This window comes from Haloprofundus sp. MHR1 (assembly GCF_005155585.1).
GTDB lineage: Archaea > Halobacteriota > Halobacteria > Halobacteriales > Haloferacaceae > Haloprofundus > Haloprofundus halophilus.
Genome location: NZ_CP039833.1, coordinates 1,414,621 through 1,429,491, shown reverse-complemented (window position 1 = coordinate 1,429,491; position 14,871 = coordinate 1,414,621). Strand labels below are relative to the sequence as shown.

Sequence of the window (14,871 nt, the reverse complement as noted above, 5' to 3'; positions counted from 1 at the left end):
GGTAGCGGCGTTCTCAGAGGTAGGGCAGGACGACGAAGTACAGCAGCGCCAGAAGCGTCTCGAACGAGAGCGTGCCGACCGCCGACAGCGCGACGAACTTCCGGGCGGGCATCTCCGAGAAACCCGCCGGAACGGTGAGCATCCCGCGCGTGAACGGCAGCGTGTTGCTCACCGGGACGACGATGGGACCCCAGCGGTCGAACCAGCCGTCGAACTTGTCGAGGCGTTCCTCGCTGATTCGGAACCAGCGCTTCTGGAGCAGGTACTCGCGGCCGCCGCGCTTGGCCACCATGAACAGCGCGAGCTGACCGACAGTCGCGCCGAGCACGGCGATACCGATGATGAGGATAGCCGTCTCAACGGTCGCGCCGAAGACGAATATCGCCCCGGGGACGACGAGTTCGCTCGGCATGAAGTACATCAGCATCGCTCCTTCGAGGACGAAGATACCCAGGAGTAGGAGGAACGCGAACTCGGAGTCGAGCAGGTCGCGCAACATCGAGGGAACCTCGAAGTTGGCCTGGAGCAGCAGGCTCAGCATACAGTGAACGTCCGTCGTTACGGCATTTAGCGTTTTGGCCCTGGCAGAGAGACGCACGCAAGGAGAGAGCGACGCGACTTTGCGTCCGCCCGTCGTAGGCAGGCCATGAACCTCACCGACCGCCCGCGTCGGCTCCGACGCGACGGCGTTCGCGGCCTCGTGAGCGAGAATCGAGTCGACGCCTCGGACCTCATCGCCCCGGTGTTCGTCGACGCGACGACCGACGAACGCATCCCCATCGAGTCGATGCCGGGTCACGAACGCGTCCCCGTCGACGACGCGGTCGACCGCGTCGAAGAGGTGCTCGAAACAGGCGTCGAAGCCGTGATGCTGTTCGGCATCCCCGAGTCGAAGGACGAGCGCGGCACGCGCGCGTGGGCCGAAGACGGCGTCGTCCAGCGGGCGACCCGCGATATCGTCGCCGAGACCGACGCGTACGTCATCACCGACGTCTGTCTCTGTGAGTACACCGACCACGGCCACTGCGGTGTTCTGGAGGACCGCGCCGCGGACGACCCGAACCTCACGGTGAAGAACGACGAAACGCTGGAGTTGCTCGGCAAAATCGCGGTCTCGCACGCCGATGCGGGCGCACAGATGGTCGCTCCCTCGTCGATGACCGACGGGATGGTCGGCGCGATTCGGGAGGCGCTCGACGCCGAGGGGTACGAAGGACTGCCCATCATGAGCTACGCCGCGAAGTACCAGAGTGCGTTTTACGGTCCGTTCCGCGACGCCGCGGACGGTGCGCCCGCGTTCGGCGACAGACGACACTACCAGATGGACCCCGCAAATGGCAGAGAAGCGTTGCGCGAAGTCCGACTCGACGTCGAGCAGGGCGCGGACGTGCTGATGGTCAAACCCGGACTCCCGTACTTGGACGTCGTCAGCGCGATTCGCCGCGAGTTCGACCACCCGGTCGCCGCCTACAACGTCTCCGGCGAGTACGCGATGCTGCACGCCGCCGCCGAGAAGGGGTGGCTGGAGTTGGACGAGGTAGCGATGGAGTCGCTCGTCTCGATGAAACGCGCCGGTGCGGACCTCATCCTCACGTACTTCGCAGAGCAGGTCGCCGACCGTCTGTAGCGTCATTCGACCGTCACCGACTCGGTGCGCGCGAGGGGTTTCGACCGAAACGCTCGATTTTCGACCGCACGATCGTCCACACCTGCGGCAACATTTGTCGAATTAGTGCGGAGAATACGACCTTATACAACATATATCCGATATTAAATCGACCGCCCGACCATTTAGGACCTTGAAAATTGGATTTCTTGACGCTAACGCTTATACCATAGCGTTCCGTGACCTTCTGACGTGATTGAGAGCACTAATCGACACGTAATCGGTATAATCGTGAACGAATGTCCACTCGAACCGGTGACGACGACGGAGGCGTGTGATTGATGAGCGCGTTGCTGCAGACCGACCTCTCGGCGGTCGTCGAGGGCGTCAACATGCTGTGGGTTCTCACCGTCACGTTCCTCATCTTCTTCATGCACGCCGGGTTCGCGATGCTGGAGGCCGGGCAGGTGCGCTCGAAGAACGTCGCCAACCAGCTGACGAAGAACCTGCTGACGTGGAGCGTCGGCGTCATCGTCTTCTTCCTCGTCGGTGCCGGGGTGTCGAGCGTCGTCGGTGGAACCGGCTTCGGCGAGTCGTTCGCCTACGTCAACGGCGGGTCGGCCGCGTGGGTCGACTGGCTGTTCGGCGCGGTGTTCGCGATGACCGCCGCGACCATCGTCTCGGGCGCGGTGGCGGGTCGTGCGAAACTCCGCGCGTACGTCACCTACACCGTTCTACTGGCGGGCGTCATCTACCCCGTCGTCGTCGGCTTCACGTGGGCGGGCGGCTTCCTCGACGCGATGGGCTTTCACGACTTCGCGGGCGGCATGATCGTCCACGGGATGGGCGGCGTCGCCGGCCTCACCGCGGCGTGGGTCATCGGCCCGCGTATGGACCGGTTCAACGACGACGGCACCGCCAACGTCATCCCCGGTCACTCGTTGCCGTTCGCCGTCCTCGGCACGCTCATCCTCGCGTTCGGCTGGTACGGTTTCAACGTCGGCACCGCCGCCGCGCCGCTTGCCGAGGGTGGCACCGAACTCGCCGACTTCGCCTACGTCGGTCGCGTCGCACTCGTCACGACGCTCGGCATGGCCGCCGGCGCGATCGGCGCTGCGGGCGTCGCGCTGCTGAAGACGGGCAAAGTCGACACGCTGTACGTCGCCAACGGCCTGCTCGCCGGTCTCGTCGGCATCACCGGCGTCGCCGATGCCATCGTCTGGCCCGGCGCGCTGGCGCTCGGTCTACTCGCCGGCGCGCAACTGCCGCTCGTCTTCGAGTTCGTCGAGAAGCGCCTCAGAATCGACGACGTCTGCGCGGTGTTCCCCGTTCACGGCTCCGCGGGCATCATGGGAATCGTGCTGTTCCCGTTCGTCGCCGTCGACGGCTTTTCGGTCGGCCAACTGGTGACTCAGGTCGTCGGTGCGGGCGTCATCACCGTCTGGACCGTCGCCGCGACGGTGCTGGTGTTCGGCGTGATTCGCGCGCTCGGTGAAGCGCGCGTCACACCCGAACACGAGCGCGAGGGCCTCGACACCTCCGAACACGGCGTCGATACCTACCCCGAGTTCGGAAAGCCCGACGGTGCCGTCGCCGACGGGTCGGGCGTTCGCACCGACGGCGGAGTTGTCGGTACGGGCGTCGTGAGCGACGTGGAAGGTGAGAACGAATGAGTTCGGAGCTCCCGAACGGCGGCGGAATCAAGATGGTCGTCGCTATCGTCCGCCCGGACAAGCTCGGCGAGGTGAAGAAAGGGCTCGCCGCCGCCGGCGCGCCCTCGCTGACGGTCACGAACGTCTCCGGTCGCGGGAGCCAACCCGCGAAGAAGGGACAGTGGCGCGGCGAGGAGTACACCGTCGACCTGCACCAGAAGGTGAAAGTCGAGTGCGTCGTCGCCGACACCCCCGCGGAGGACGTCGTCGCCGCGATTCGGGACGCGGCCAACACCGGCGAGCCCGGCGACGGGAAGATATTCGTCCTCCCGGTCGAGAACGCGGTACAGGTCCGGACCGGAAAAGAAGGTCCCGACGCGGTCTGAGCGGGCAGCGCTCAGCGTTTTCGGCCCTCCATTTCGACGCTCGACCACAGGACGCCGACGTCCGTCGTCCCGCAGCCGAGCGCTCGCCGTCGGTATCGGTTTTTGCGGGTTGTTTCGCGCAGAGAGAACTCCCGAAGGGCTCTTGCGTTCGGTACTCGTACACGCTGATATGCCTTCGAAAGTGAAGAAAGCCCTGTTCGGTCTGGTCGCACTGTTCGTCGTCGCCTCCGTCGTCCACTACGCGCTGTTCGGGTCGTTCCCGTTCGGCAAACCGCAGCTGATGGACGACGAGGAACTCGACGCCGAGGAAGACGAGAGCGAGGCGGACGCCGAAGCCGACGCCGCGCAGTAGTCGACGCGCCGACGCCGCACAGTAATCGACGCGCCGACTCCGACGACTCAGTAACTACTTTTTCGTCCGCGTCCGAACCGCGAGATATGACCACGTCGAGACGGACCAGTTCCGCTGCGTCGCCCGCCCGGCGGACGACCCGCTCTGTGTCTCGCGGAGGCGACTTCGCGTGAACCACGACCGCTCCCGCGACCTGTACGACCGAGCGCTGTCGGTGCTCTCGGGCGGCGTCAACTCCTCGGTGCGTGCCACTCGTCCCTACCCCTTCTTCGTCGAGCGCGGCGACGGCGGCCACGTCGTCGACGCCGACGGGAACCGCTACGTCGACTACGTGATGGGTTACGGCCCGCTCTTGTACGGCCACAACCCACCCGAACCGATACAGGCGGCGATTCAGAAGTACGCCAGCGCCGGGCCGATGTACGGCGCGCCCACCGAGATAGAGGTCGAACACGCCGAGTTCGTCGCCCGGCACGTCCCGTCGGTCGAGAAGATTCGGTTCGTCAATTCGGGAACCGAGGCGACCGTCTCGGCGGTCCGCCTCGCCCGCGGGACCACTGGGCGGGACAAAATCGTCGTCATGCAGGGCGGCTACCACGGTGCCCAGGAGTCGACGCTCGTCGAAGGCGGCCCCGACAACCCACGTCCCTCGACGAGCGGCATCCCCGAGTCGTTCGCCGAGCACACGCTTCCGGTGCCGTTCAACGACCCCGAAGCCGTCGCCGAGGTGTTCGAAGAGCACGGCGACGACATCTCGGCGGTACTCGTCGAGCCCATTCTGGCGAACATGGGCATCGTCGCGCCCGTCGACGGCTACCACGAAACCCTGCGAGACCTCTGCGACGAGCACGGGTCGCTGCTGATATTCGACGAGGTCATCACGGGCTTCCGCGTCGGCGGCCTCCAGTGCGCGCAGGGGAAGTTCGGCGTCACGCCCGACCTCACGACGTTCGGCAAGATCATCGGCGGCGGCTTCCCCGTCGGCGCTGTCGGCGGCCGCGCCGAGCTGGTCGAACAGTTCACCCCCGCCGGCGACGTGTTCCAGTCGGGGACGTTCTCGGGTCATCCCGTGACGATGGCCGCCGGCCACGAGTACCTGAAGTACGCCGCCGAGAACGACGTGTACGAACACGTGAACCGACTGGGCGAGAAACTCCGGCGCGGCATCACCGATATCTGCGCCGACCAGGCGCCCGAGTACACCGTCGTCGGTACCGACAGCATGTTCAAGACGGTGTTCACGCGCGACGCCCCGCAGACCCTCGACGGTCAGTGCGAGGCCGGCTGTCGGCAGCGCGTCGACTGCCCGCGGTTCGACTCCTGTCCGAAGACCGGCGCGGACGTCGCCGCCGCCGAGACCGAGCGCTGGGAGCGCATCTTCTGGCAGGAGATGAAAGACCGGGGCGTGTTCCTCACCGCCAACCAGTTCGAGTCGCAGTTCGTCTGCTACGCGCACACCGACGAGGACGTCGAAGAGACGCTGGAAGCGTACAAGGAAGCGCTGTAGCGGAACCCGCTACCGCTCGAAGTTCGAGACGAGCGACTCCCTCGCCTCGCGCCACGCGGCGACGATTCGGTCCGGCAAGGGGTCCGACTTCCACGGTTCTATCCCGTCGTTCTCGTCCAGCCAGTCGACGGTCCGCTTCACGCCTTCTTCCCACCCGACGGTCTGCTCGTGACCCAACTCGCGTTTCGCCTTCGAGTTGTCGAACACCGTGCTGTACTGGAAGTGGTCGCGTAGCCCCTCCGTGCGCTCGGGTGCGAGTTCGAAGAGCACGTCCGACGGAACGTGGACCAACTCGGGCGCGGGTGCGTCGAGGGCGGCGGCGACACCCCGATGGTACTCGTTCCACGTCAGGTGCTCTTCGGCGGTGACGTGGTACGCCTCACCGTCGACGACCGACCCCTTCGCTTCCACTGCAGCGACGAAACTCCGCGCCACGTCGTCGCGGTGACACGGTGCCCAGACGGAGGTGCCGTCGCCGTGGACGACGACGGGTTCGCCCGCGCGAACGCGGTCGACGTACGTCGTTTCCGATCCGAGCGAGTGGATGAGCGTTCCGCCCTCGCCGTAGGTGTGCCACGGGCGGAGGACGACCGCGGGGAATCCGGTCTCTTCGTAGGCGTCGAAGAACACGTCCTCGGCGGCGGCTTTTTCCTTCCCGTACTCGCTCGTCGGCGGGTGTCGCGGCGTCTCCTCGGTTAGTGGCATCCGAGAGACGGGGCGGGAGTAGACGTCGATAGTCGAACAGAAGACGTAGCGGTCGACCGACCCCGCGAAGGTGCGGACCGCGCTCTCGGCGTCTTCCGGCGTGAAACAGACCATGTCGACGACGGCGTCGAACTCGCGGCCGCCGAGTCGGTCCTCGAAGCGCTCGTACTCGGTTCGGTCGCCGCGGATCAGGGAGACTGAGTCGGGAATCTCGGCGTCGGTCTCGCCGCGGTTGTACAGCGTCACGTCGTGGCCGGCGGCGACGAGTTGGCGGGTGATTCCGGTGCTGATGAGCCCGGTTCCGCCGACGATGAGCACGTCCATAGACGGTCGTCTCCGCGCACGAGGAAGAGTCCGAGGGCGAAGGCAAACGGGATACGATGCACAGAGCTGTTCACCGATGTCCGGACGTGGTGGACGAGATTTATCTTCCGGGCCGCGCTATCTTCGCCTGTATGAGCCCTCCTACCGACGAACCGACGACGAACAGCGACACCCGAATCGACGGTCCGACGCCGACGAACGGTCGAACCGATTCGACCGGGTCCACCTCCGAGAGCGTCCGCCGCATCCTCGACGAGTACCTCCCGACCGCATCGGTCGAGTCGAACTGGTGGTACTGGATCGCCGCCGTCCCGGCTCTCTTGGTCGTCTCGCTCGGCTTCGGCGTGAGCGCGTTCTTCCTCGCGCTCCTGGGCGTCGGGTTGGACATCGCGGGGTTCATGGGCCTCGCGTCGGCGGGGTTCGGCCTGCTGTTCTTCGCCGTAGCCTCGCTGTTGGCGCTCGCGAGCTTCGTCGTCGCCGTGTTGTTCCCGGTGGCGATGTACGTCGACGCCCGCGCCGTCGAGGCGGCCGATTTGGGCTGGAACCCCGACCCCGTACTGTACTTCCTCGGCGCGGTGTTCGCCGTCGTCGCCACGAACTTCGTGTTGAGCGTGCCGCTGGCGGTGTACTACCTGTACAAGCGTCACGGGGCTATCGGGCGACCGTGACCTGACGACTCCGTTTCAGCGACCGTCCCGCAGTCAGTCGAACACGTCACGTCGATTAGAAGACTCGCACGCGATACGGCGAGACGACCACGAATCCGTCGAAGGCGGAACTGAAGCCCTTTTCAGGGTTCGACGCCCACCGACGCACATGAGTACTCACGGGACACTCCGCCTCGCGACGCGAGGGTCGGACCTCGCGCTTCGACAGGCCGCGAGCGTACAGGAGGCGCTCGCCGGGCGACGCCGCGACGTGGAACTGGTCGAAGTCGAGACCCGCGGCGACCAGATTCAGGACGAACTCATCCACCGCCTCGGCAAGACCGGGGCGTTCGTCCGCGCGCTCGACGAGAAGATTCTCGCCGGCGAAGTCGACGCCGCCGTCCACTCGATGAAGGACATGCCGACCGAACAGCCGAAGGAACTCCTCGTCGCCGGCATCCCCGAGCGCGCACCCGCCGGCGACGTGCTGGTGACGCCCGACGGCCGCGAACTCGACCAGTTGCCCGAGGGCGCGACGGTCGGCACCTCCTCGCTTCGCCGGCAGGCGCAGCTGCTCAACGCCCGCCCCGACCTGACGGTCGAACCGCTGCGCGGGAACGTCGACACCCGCGTCGAGAAACTGCTCGCCCCGTCGCTGCAGGAGGAACACGAAGACCGCGTCGAGGCCGACAAGGACCGGAAGGGCAACGTCGGCAGCGAGGCGCAGAGCGCCTCGGGCCGTTCGAGCGGGCGGAGCCCGCGAGAAGAAAACGACGACTACGAACCCGAGTACGACGAGCGACCCGAGGAGTGGTTCGAGGGCCTCAGCGAACTCCAGCGCAACGCGCTCGGCCGCGAGGTCGACACCGAGTACGACGCCATCGTGCTCGCCGAGGCGGGTCTCAAACGCAGCGGCCTCGACCACCACGTGAACTACGTCCGCCTCCCGCGCGACCGATTCGTCCCGTCGCCCGGCCAGGGCGCAATCGCCGTGACCAGCGTCGACGGCGAGGCCGCCGACGCCATCCACAAAGTCATCGACCACCCGCGGACGCGCGTCGAGACGACCGTCGAGCGGACGATTCTCTCGGAACTCGGTGGGGGTTGCGTCGCGCCCATCGGCGTCTTCGCGCTCGTGCAGGGTCGGCACGTCCACACGCGCGTGCAGGTGCTCGGCCGCGACGGCGAGGAGACGGTCGAAGCGACGCGCGACCTGCCGGTCGAGACCCACGCCGTCGCCGCCGCGGAGTTCGCCGCCGACCTCAGAGACCGCGGCGCGGCCACCCTTATCGAGGAGGCGAAACGCGACACCGACGAGGCGGCCGCGAGCGAGCGACGCGGTGCGCGAGAGGAACCGGAGGAAGCGGACGAATGAGCGAGACGGACGACGGCTCCGAGACGGCGTCGGAATCGGCCGTCGGTACGGTCTACCTCGTCGGTAGCGGGCCGGGCGACCCCGACCTCATGACCGTGAAAGCGAGCCGACTGCTCGACGAGGCGGACGTCGTGCTCCACGACAAACTCCCGGGGCCCGAGATTCTCGGCCGGATTCCCGAGGCGAAGCGCGAGGACGTGGGCAAGCGCGCCGGCGGCGAGTGGACGCCCCAGGAGTACACGAACAAGCGCCTCGTCGAACTCGCCCGCGAGGGCAAGAGCGTCGTGCGCCTGAAAGGTGGCGACCCGTTCGTCTTCGGCCGCGGCGGCGAGGAGGCGGAACATCTGGCGAACGAGGAGATTCCCTTCGAGGTCGTTCCGGGCGTCACGTCGGCCATCGGCGGCCCCGCCGTCGCCGGGATTCCGGTGACCCACCGCGACCACGCGTCCTCCGTCTCGTTCGTGACGGGTCACGAAGACCCCACGAAGGAGGAGTCGGCGGTGAACTGGGAGGCGCTCGCCGAGACCGGCGGCACCATCGTTGTCCTCATGGGCGTCGGCAAACTGCCCGACTACACGAAGGCGCTCCGCGACGCCGGAATGAACCCCGGAACGCCGGTTGCGCTCGTCGAGCGGGCGACGTGGCCCGACATGCGCGTCGCTACCGGAACGCTCGGCACCGTCGTCGACGTCCGCGACGAACACGAAATCGAACCGCCCGCGATCACCGTCGTCGGCGACGTGGCCGGGACCCGAGAACGGGTGCGGAAGTTCCTGCGGAGCGAATCGGGGGCAGGGACGGAAGCGAGGGGTGAAGCGAGCTCCGAGACGGGGGCGGGACGATGAGCCGGGAGGTCCGCGTCGCCGTCTTCCGGCCTGACGACGAGCGACTCCGAGACGCGGTCGAACTGCTCGACTCGCTCGGCGCGACGCCCGTTCCCGACCCGATGCTGGAGGTTGAACCGACCGGGAGGACTCCGAGAACGGACGCCGACTACGCCGTCCTGACGAGCAAAACCGGCGTCGAACTCGTCGCCGACGCGGGGTGGGACCCCGGCGAGGCGACGCTCTGCGCCATCGGCGACAGCACCGCCGCGGTGATGCGCGAACACGGGTACGCGGTCGACGTCGTACCCGACGAGTTCACCTCGACCGGACTGGTCGAGACGCTCCGCGGCCGGGTGCCGGGTGCGCGGGTCGAAGTCGCCCGCAGCGACCACGGTTCGCCCGTCCTGACCGACGGTCTCGAAGCCGCCGGCGGCTACGTGCACGAGACGGTTCTCTACGAACTCGTTCGGCCGCCGGGGTCCGGGGACTCCGCGGAGATGGCCGCCGCCGGGGAACTGGAGGCGGCGCTTTTCTCCTCGTCGCTGACGGTCGACCACTTCCTCGACGCGGCCGCCGAGCGCGGCCTCCGAGACGAGGCCGTCGCGGGACTCGACGACGCCGTCGTCGGCGCTATCGGCGAACCGACGCGCGAGACGGCCGAGAGCCGCGGCATCGACGTCGACGTGGTTCCCGACGCGGCCGATTTCGAGGAACTGGCGTGCGCCGCCGTCGAAGTCGCAGCGCCGACGTACCGCGAGTAGCGGGAGACGACGCGACGAAATCAGCGCCGGGCCATCGTCGAACGCGGCCGAACCGAAGGACGCTCGTCCCGCGGCGGAGGCGAGCGTTTAAACCCGAAGCCGACCCATCCTCCGTCGATGTCCACCGGTCCCGTCCCCGAACTCCGCGCGCGCGCCGAGGCCTGTGCAGAGCGACTCCGAAGCACCGACTCCGTGCTTCTCGCCTCCCACATCGACGCCGACGGGTTGACGAGCGCCGCCGTCGCCGCGAGCGCGCTCGAACGCGCGGAGATTCCGTTCGACACCGTCTTCTCGAAACAGCTCGACGCCGACGAGATCGCCGCCATCGCCGCGACGGACCACGAGACGGTGCTTTTCACCGACTTCGGGAGCGGCCAACTCGACATCATCGCCGACCACGAGGCGGCGGGCGAGTTCACGCCCGTCGTCGCCGACCACCACCAACCCGCCGATGCCGACACCGAGTACCACCTCAATCCGCTGTTGTTCGGCATCGACGGTGCGTCGGAGCTCTCCGGCGCGGGCGCGAGCTACGTGCTCGCCCGTGCGCTCGAAGGGAGCGAGAGCGACAACCGCGATCTGGCGGCGCTCGCCGTCGTCGGTGCGGTCGGTGACATGCAGGACTCCGACGGCGCGCTTCGCGGCGCGAACGAGGGAATCGTCGAAGAGGGCGTCGAGGCGGGCGTGCTGGAAGCCAACACCGACCTCACGCTGTACGGCAAGCAGACGCGACCGCTCCCCAAACTGCTCGAGTACGCCAGCGACGTACGAATCCCGGGCATCTCGAACGACCACGCCGGTTCTATCACCTTCCTCGACGGACTGGATCTGGACCTGAAAGCCGACGGCGAGTGGCGGCGCTGGGCCGACCTCTCGGCGGACGAGCGACAGACCGTCGCCAGTGCCCTCGTTCGCCGCGCCGTCGCCAGCGGCGTACCCGCGGACCGCATCAACTCGCTCGTCGGGACGGCGTACACGCTCGTCGACGAGGAGTCCGGGACCGAACTCCGCGACGTGAGCGAGTTCTCGACGCTCCTGAACGCGACGGCGCGCTACGACCGCGCCGACGTGGGTCTGGCGGTCTGTCTGGGCGACCGAGACGGCGCGCTCGACCGAGCGCAGAAACTGCTGCGGAACCACCGCCGGAACCTCTCGGAGGGGCTGCAGTGGGTGAAGAACGAGGGCGTGACCGTCGAAGAGCACGTCCAGTGGTTCGACGCCGGAACGCGAATCCGCGAAACCATCGTCGGCATCGTCGCCGGGATGGCCGTCGGCGCCAGCGGCATCAGCCGCAGTAAACCCATCGTCGCGTTCGCCGAGAAGAACGACGAGGAGGTGAAAGTCTCCGCACGCGGGTCGCACTTCCTCACGCGGAAGGGCCTCGACCTCTCGCTTGCGATGCGCGACGCCTCGCGCGCCGTCGGCGGCGACGGCGGCGGGCACAACGTCGCCGCGGGGGCGACGATTCCGACCGGCGAACGCGAGGCGTTCGTCGCCGAAGTCGACCGTATCGTCGGCGAACAGCTGGGGTAGACGCGTCGGCTCGAATCGAGGACGGTTCGGTGTTATCCGCTGTACTCGACTAGCTGAGAGTCTCGAACGGGGTGGTTCGTAGCTGTGAGATAGCTCACGGAGATCCGCAGTATTGGTATATCGATATAGGGTTTATCTTGGACTATTCGTAAAAACAGGGAGGTTCGAGAAACGAGCGCTGTCGGGAAGGGACGGGCCAGTTCGGCCCATTCTCGCTGTCCTGCCGGACGTGGGCACCGGAAACAGTGTAAACAGACGCCCGTCGTTCGGGGCCGTCGACTCGGCCCCTCGCTCTCGCGGGTGTCGCGTCGTCACTCGGACCCTCCGAAGGCAGTTCGAGTCGATTTACCGGATAGAGTCGACAAGATTCGGTCGTGTCGGCCGGAGTAGCGATGCGAACGATACGAGGCGTCCGAAGTCTGGGGACAGGAAGTGGCGGGGTAGCACAGAAGCGAACCGGGGAGGTAGCGCCCGCCCGATCTCGGACGGTCGATGTCAACTCTTCGCAGAGCGAGCAGTAGTTCGCTCGTCGAGCCGCCGGATTCCACTTGTCGCGAAAACGGCTCTCGAATAGACTCGCTGGTGGCTGCGAGCGGGAGCGAAATCGACGGTACGCCGACTGATTACGCACGGTATCACAACTTCCCCAGTCGACGAAGGGTAGCGGCGGTTTCGCGCCGTTCTGTGACCCGGTTTCCGAGTATTCGGTCGTATCAGGGCAAAAAAGGCCAGAAGTCGACAGAAAACAGTCCGAGACTGGCAGGCGGGAACTCGAAGCGACGGCCGTCATAAATCAAATACCGTGATACGAAATACACGCTCGCCTCCCAAACGGCGCTTCGGTGCAGGCGACTGTTAACACAGTGGGGAACAAACGACGGGTATGTCACGACACGAGGCCACCTTCGAGATAGAGTCGAAAACAGATTCGTACGCCGCTCGGCGCATCGTAGAGCGGGCGTACGACACGATTCGAGAAGAGTCGCGGAGCGTCCGCGAGGGGACGGACGACGCGCAGGCGCTCTTGAGGGAGTTCGAGACGCTTCGAGACGCGGCGAGGCGTCCGACGCCCGGGAAACTGACGATTATCTACGAACAGGACGACGACGAGTTCGAGGACTGAGAGTCCGGCGGTCGAGTCGAGAGACTGTGAGAGAGCGAGCGATGGTCGGCGTGCGGATACCAGTCCTTTTCCCTCGTAACCGTCTCGTTTCGGTATGTCCTTCTCCTCGGCCACCCCCTTAGTCCAGGGTGTGGCTTCGTCTCCGTTGACGGTCGACATGCTCGTCGTCTTCGCGCTCATCCTCCTCGCGTTCGTGTTGTTTGCGACCGAGCGGTTCCCCATCGACGTCACCGCCATCCTGCTGATGGTTCTGTTGATGGTGCTCGAACCGTGGACGCAGATAACCCCCCGGGAGGGAATCTCCGGGTTCGCTAACCCCGCCACCATCACCGTGTTGGCGATGCTCATCTTGAGCACCGGCATCAACCGAACGGGTATCGTCCAACTGTTCGGTCGGAAGATGGCAGCGTTCGCGGGCGACGACCGACGCAAACAGCTCGCCGCGACCATCGGCGTCACCGGACCGGTGTCGGGAATCATCAACAACACGCCGGTCGTCGCCATCCTGGTTCCTGTCATCGCCGACCTCGCCCACGAGGGGAAGACGTCTCCGTCGAAACTGCTCATGCCGCTGTCGTTCGCCTCGATGCTCGGCGGGACACTGACGCTCATCGGGACGTCGACGAACATCCTCGCCAGCGACATCGCGGCGCAAATCGGCGCGGAGTCGCCCGAACTCGGGCTACAGGCGTTCGGGATGTTCGAGTTCACGAAACTCGGTGTCGTCGTCTTCGCGGTCGGAGCCCTCTATCTCATGACGGTCGGCGTCAGGTTGCTCCCCGAACGCGTGCCGGTCGACGAGGACCTCGTCGAGGAGTACGCTCTCCAGGAGTATCTCGCGGACGTCGTCGTCCCGGCGAACTCCTCGTTGCTCGGTCAGACCGTCGAAGAGGCGCTCGGCGACGACGAACTCGACATCGACGTTCTCCAACTGATTCGGAACGGAGAGCGATTCTCCGAACCGCTCGCCCGCAAGGAGATTTACCGGAGCGACACGCTCCGCCTCAGGACGAACCGGGAGACGCTCGAACGCATCATGGACGCGGAAGGACTCGCGCTCGCCGGGCGTCCGCAGACCGAGGGCGAGTTGCATCCGGACGAGGAGGAGCCCGTCCTGGTCGAAGTGGTCATCCCGTCGGGGTCGTTTCTCGTCGGCGAGACGCTGTCGAGTTCGGCGTTCCGACAGCGTTACGACGCGAACGTGCTCGCCTTCCGGACCCGCGGCGACGTGGTCCGCGACCGGTTCGAGGAGATCAAGGTCCGGGTGGGGGACACGCTGCTCGTCCAGGCACCGCCCGACAGTCTCACCCGGCTCGTCCAGAACGAGGACTTCATCGTCGCCCACGAGTTCGACGAGGTGACCTACCGGAGCGAGAAGATACCGTTCGCGGTCCTCATCATCGCTGGCGTCGTCGCGCTGCCCGCGCTGAACGTGTTCCCGATAGTCGTCTCGGCGCTCGCGGGAGTCGTGGCAATGGTGTTCACCGGAGTGCTCAAGCCGAACGAACTGTACTCGTCCGTCGAGTGGAACGTCATCTTCCTGCTCGCCGGGGTCATCCCGCTCGGAATCGCCCTCCAACAGACCGGAGCCGCCGGCGTGCTCGGGAACGCTGTCGCCTCGACTGCGGCGTTCTTGCCCGCAATCGGCGTCCTCTGGGTGTTCTACCTCGCGACCGGGCTGTTGACGAGCGTCATCAGCAACAACGCGAGCGTCGTGCTGATGATTCCCGTGGCGGCCAGCGCCGCGCAGTCGATCGGCGCGAACGCGTTCGCGTTCGTGCTCGCCGTGACGTTCGCGGCGTCGACGGCGTTCATGACGCCCGTCGGCTACCAGACGAACCTCTTCGTCTACGGCCCCGGCGGCTACACGTTCTCGGATTACATCCGCGTCGGCGCGCCGCTGCAGTTGCTGCTGTCGGTCGTGACCGTGCTCGGAATCGCGTTCTTCTGGGGCGTCGGCGCGTGAACCCGAGAGTCGGACGAGCGGTCTGACTCGGGCCGTGCGACGCTATCGCGGCCTCACCAACCTTGCATCGTGCTAACGTTGATTGGACCAGGCGACGTCTTCACCGT

General features: G+C 66.4%; 14 protein-coding genes. 12 read left to right on the top strand and 2 right to left on the bottom strand.

Annotation, left to right across the window (positions count from 1 at the left end):
* Positions 1 to 13: 13 nt before the first annotated feature.
* Entirely contained in the window at positions 14 to 541 is a 528-nt protein-coding gene (locus FCF25_RS07095; protein WP_117593662.1) for a DedA family protein, read from the bottom strand.
* Between the two features lie 105 nt (positions 542 to 646).
* Between FCF25_RS07095 and hemB the strand changes: the two genes are divergently transcribed.
* From hemB to FCF25_RS07070, 5 genes are all read left to right on the top strand, one after another.
* Positions 647 to 1,627, top strand: a complete 981-nt coding sequence (gene hemB / locus FCF25_RS07090; RefSeq protein WP_137047934.1) for a porphobilinogen synthase — start codon at positions 647 to 649, stop codon at positions 1,625 to 1,627.
* Positions 1,628 to 1,947: 320 nt separating this feature from the next.
* Complete coding sequence (locus FCF25_RS07085; RefSeq protein WP_137047932.1) at positions 1,948 to 3,279, top strand: ammonium transporter; 1,332 nt, start codon at positions 1,948 to 1,950, stop codon at positions 3,277 to 3,279.
* Positions 3,276 to 3,644 (top strand): P-II family nitrogen regulator, encoded by a 369-nt coding sequence (locus FCF25_RS07080; protein WP_137047930.1) that lies wholly within the window; start codon positions 3,276 to 3,278, stop codon positions 3,642 to 3,644. Before FCF25_RS07085 ends, FCF25_RS07080 begins: the two co-directional genes overlap by 4 nt.
* Before the next feature lie 169 nt (positions 3,645 to 3,813).
* A complete protein-coding gene (locus FCF25_RS07075) occupies positions 3,814 to 3,996 on the top strand; it encodes a hypothetical protein (RefSeq protein ID WP_117593669.1) in 183 nt (60 codons plus the stop codon).
* A gap of 169 nt (positions 3,997 to 4,165) precedes the next feature.
* Positions 4,166 to 5,503 carry a glutamate-1-semialdehyde 2,1-aminomutase gene (locus tag FCF25_RS07070; protein ID WP_137047929.1) on the top strand — a complete coding sequence of 446 codons (1,338 nt, stop codon included), beginning with the start codon at positions 4,166 to 4,168 and terminating at the stop codon, positions 5,501 to 5,503.
* Between the two features lie 9 nt (positions 5,504 to 5,512).
* Here the strand turns inward: FCF25_RS07070 and FCF25_RS07065 are convergent, their stop codons facing one another.
* Positions 5,513 to 6,532, bottom strand: coding sequence for an NAD-dependent epimerase/dehydratase family protein (locus FCF25_RS07065; RefSeq protein WP_137047928.1), 1,020 nt, complete (start codon positions 6,530 to 6,532; stop codon positions 5,513 to 5,515).
* A 131-nt stretch (positions 6,533 to 6,663) separates the two neighbouring features.
* On the opposite strand from FCF25_RS07065, the gene FCF25_RS07060 reads away from it, so the two are divergent.
* From FCF25_RS07060 to FCF25_RS07030, 7 genes are all read left to right on the top strand, one after another.
* Complete coding sequence (locus FCF25_RS07060) at positions 6,664 to 7,200, top strand: hypothetical protein (protein ID WP_137047926.1); 537 nt, start codon at positions 6,664 to 6,666, stop codon at positions 7,198 to 7,200.
* A 148-nt stretch (positions 7,201 to 7,348) separates the two neighbouring features.
* Positions 7,349 to 8,554, top strand: a complete 1,206-nt coding sequence (gene hemC, locus FCF25_RS07055) for a hydroxymethylbilane synthase (RefSeq protein WP_137047924.1) — start codon at positions 7,349 to 7,351, stop codon at positions 8,552 to 8,554.
* The gene (cobA, locus tag FCF25_RS07050) at positions 8,551 to 9,399 is read left to right on the top strand and encodes a uroporphyrinogen-III C-methyltransferase (RefSeq protein ID WP_137047921.1); all 849 of its coding nucleotides are present in this window, start codon (positions 8,551 to 8,553) and stop codon (positions 9,397 to 9,399) included. The genes hemC and cobA overlap by 4 nt, the downstream gene beginning before the upstream one ends.
* Entirely contained in the window at positions 9,396 to 10,142 is a 747-nt protein-coding gene (locus tag FCF25_RS07045; RefSeq protein ID WP_137047919.1) for a uroporphyrinogen-III synthase, read from the top strand. Before cobA ends, FCF25_RS07045 begins: the two co-directional genes overlap by 4 nt.
* Positions 10,143 to 10,259: 117 nt before the next feature.
* A complete protein-coding gene (locus FCF25_RS07040; RefSeq protein ID WP_137047917.1) occupies positions 10,260 to 11,675 on the top strand; it encodes a DHH family phosphoesterase in 1,416 nt (471 codons plus the stop codon).
* A gap of 883 nt (positions 11,676 to 12,558) precedes the next feature.
* On the top strand, positions 12,559 to 12,798 hold the full coding sequence (locus FCF25_RS07035; protein ID WP_137047915.1) for a hypothetical protein: 240 nt from the start codon (positions 12,559 to 12,561) through the stop codon (positions 12,796 to 12,798).
* Between the two features lie 157 nt (positions 12,799 to 12,955).
* Entirely contained in the window at positions 12,956 to 14,764 is a 1,809-nt protein-coding gene (locus tag FCF25_RS07030; RefSeq protein WP_137049371.1) for an SLC13 family permease, read from the top strand.
* Positions 14,765 to 14,871 lie beyond the last annotated feature (107 nt).

Excerpts from the sequence above, each read along its gene's own strand:
- hemC (WP_137047924.1), top strand. The coding sequence starts at position 7,349 with ATGAGTACTCACGGGACACTCCGCCTCGCGACGCGAGGGTCGGACCTC.
- FCF25_RS07035 (WP_137047915.1), top strand. The coding sequence starts at position 12,559 with ATGTCACGACACGAGGCCACCTTCGAGATAGAGTCGAAAACAGATTCG.
- hemB (WP_137047934.1), top strand. The coding sequence starts at position 647 with ATGAACCTCACCGACCGCCCGCGTCGGCTCCGACGCGACGGCGTTCGC.
- FCF25_RS07060 (WP_137047926.1), top strand. The coding sequence starts at position 6,664 with ATGAGCCCTCCTACCGACGAACCGACGACGAACAGCGACACCCGAATC.
- FCF25_RS07065 (WP_137047928.1), bottom strand. The coding sequence starts at position 6,532 with ATGGACGTGCTCATCGTCGGCGGAACCGGGCTCATCAGCACCGGAATC.
- FCF25_RS07030 (WP_137049371.1), top strand. The coding sequence starts at position 12,956 with ATGCTCGTCGTCTTCGCGCTCATCCTCCTCGCGTTCGTGTTGTTTGCG.
- FCF25_RS07045 (WP_137047919.1), top strand. The coding sequence starts at position 9,396 with ATGAGCCGGGAGGTCCGCGTCGCCGTCTTCCGGCCTGACGACGAGCGA.
- FCF25_RS07085 (WP_137047932.1), top strand. The coding sequence starts at position 1,948 with ATGAGCGCGTTGCTGCAGACCGACCTCTCGGCGGTCGTCGAGGGCGTC.
- FCF25_RS07080 (WP_137047930.1), top strand. The coding sequence starts at position 3,276 with ATGAGTTCGGAGCTCCCGAACGGCGGCGGAATCAAGATGGTCGTCGCT.
- FCF25_RS07075 (WP_117593669.1), top strand. The coding sequence starts at position 3,814 with ATGCCTTCGAAAGTGAAGAAAGCCCTGTTCGGTCTGGTCGCACTGTTC.
- cobA (WP_137047921.1), top strand. The coding sequence starts at position 8,551 with ATGAGCGAGACGGACGACGGCTCCGAGACGGCGTCGGAATCGGCCGTC.
- FCF25_RS07040 (WP_137047917.1), top strand. The coding sequence starts at position 10,260 with ATGTCCACCGGTCCCGTCCCCGAACTCCGCGCGCGCGCCGAGGCCTGT.
- FCF25_RS07095 (WP_117593662.1), bottom strand. The coding sequence starts at position 541 with ATGCTGAGCCTGCTGCTCCAGGCCAACTTCGAGGTTCCCTCGATGTTG.